The 1,324-nt window shown below is 57.4% G+C and carries 1 protein-coding gene; it reads right to left on the bottom strand.

The features are described from left to right. Positions 1 to 270 precede the first annotated feature (270 nt). A complete protein-coding gene (locus tag ACM6IQ_RS22185; RefSeq protein WP_288912375.1) occupies positions 271 to 1,302 on the bottom strand; it encodes an IS110 family transposase in 1,032 nt (343 codons plus the stop codon). Positions 1,303 to 1,324: the final 22 nt, after the last annotated feature.

The raw sequence follows: 1,324 nt of genomic DNA, 5'->3' as shown, positions 1-1,324 counted from the left end.
CGTATATGGACTCCTCCTCATTGCAAGCCCCCTCGCTTTGGCACCCGTGCCGACTGCACACGTATATTCGGCCTCTGGATACAGCATCGTTTCGATGCAGGGCCATGATGGGCTATTCGCGCGCCAGCTCCCAATCGCTTCTACGTGCTTTGCGCACCTGGACATTTGAGGGTTTTGCCGACGCCGGTTCGACCGGTTTGCCATCGTTAGGGTTGCTTCGCAATCGTGGTTAAGAGTTGTTTCTCTCGTAGAGCACGTCGGGTAAATAAATCAGGCCGCTGCCTGATCCGGTTGGTAATCAGTGCCGTAACGCAGCATCGCCCAAGCCATGCGTGCAGTTTTGTTGGCCAGCGCAATAGCGGCCACATTGGGATGCGATCGCTCGGCTAAACGAACGGCCCACTGGCTGAGTCGATCCTCTTTGGATTTGGCTGTGCGTAGCGCCGAGCGTGCACCATGCACCATCAATGTTCGCAGATACGCATCACCGCGCTTGCTGATACCGAGCAGTCGATCCTTACCACCAGAACTGTGTTGCCTCGGTGTCAGTCCCAGCGAGGCGGCAAACTGTCGGCCATTGGCAAACTGACGGGCATCACCGAGAGCGACGATGAGCGCTGTGGCGATCATGGGGCCAACACCGCGTAATTGCTGCAAGCGGACGGCAGGTGGCGCGCTTGCCGCGATTGCGGATAGCTCGTTATTGAGTTCACCCACGCGCTTATCCAGTGTGCAAAGGTCGCCCCACAAACCATCCAGCAGACAACGAAAGCGAGCCGTCAAACCGTTATCCGCATCTTCCAGCCAGCACGGTATCGCCCGACGCAGCATCAGTAATTCCTTCGGTGCAACGAGGCCGTACTCGGCGACCAGCCCACGGATCTGATTGGCTTTGGCCGTGCGCTGTTCGATTAAGCCGGCCCGGATGCGATGCGTTGCCTGGATATCCTGTTGTTCGATCGTCTTGATGGCGACGAAGCGCATGCTGGGACGGCTCATCGCTTCACAGATCGCCTCGGCATCGTTCGCGTCGTTCTTGTTGCTTTTGACATAAGGTTTAACGAACTGGGGAGCGACTAGCTTGACTCGGAATCCGCGAGCTTCGAGTTGCCGCGCCCAATGATGGGCCCCACCGCAACTCTCCATTCCGATCTCACAACCAGGTTCGACTTTTTCCAGCACCGTTTGCAGCCAACGATCACGTGGTAGCCGCTGCCGCCAGACCGGCTTCTCATGGCAATCCACACCGTGGATCTGAAACACGTTCTTGGCCAGGTCGACCCCAATTCGCATAAGCTTCATGTGTGGACTCCTTCTCGCTGTT

The organism is Pseudomonas sp. IT-P100, assembly GCF_949767185.1.
Lineage (GTDB): Bacteria > Pseudomonadota > Gammaproteobacteria > Pseudomonadales > Pseudomonadaceae > Aquipseudomonas > Aquipseudomonas fluorescens_B.
Note: the sequence above shows the minus strand (reverse complement) of the source record. Positions and strands in the feature narration are given on the sequence as shown.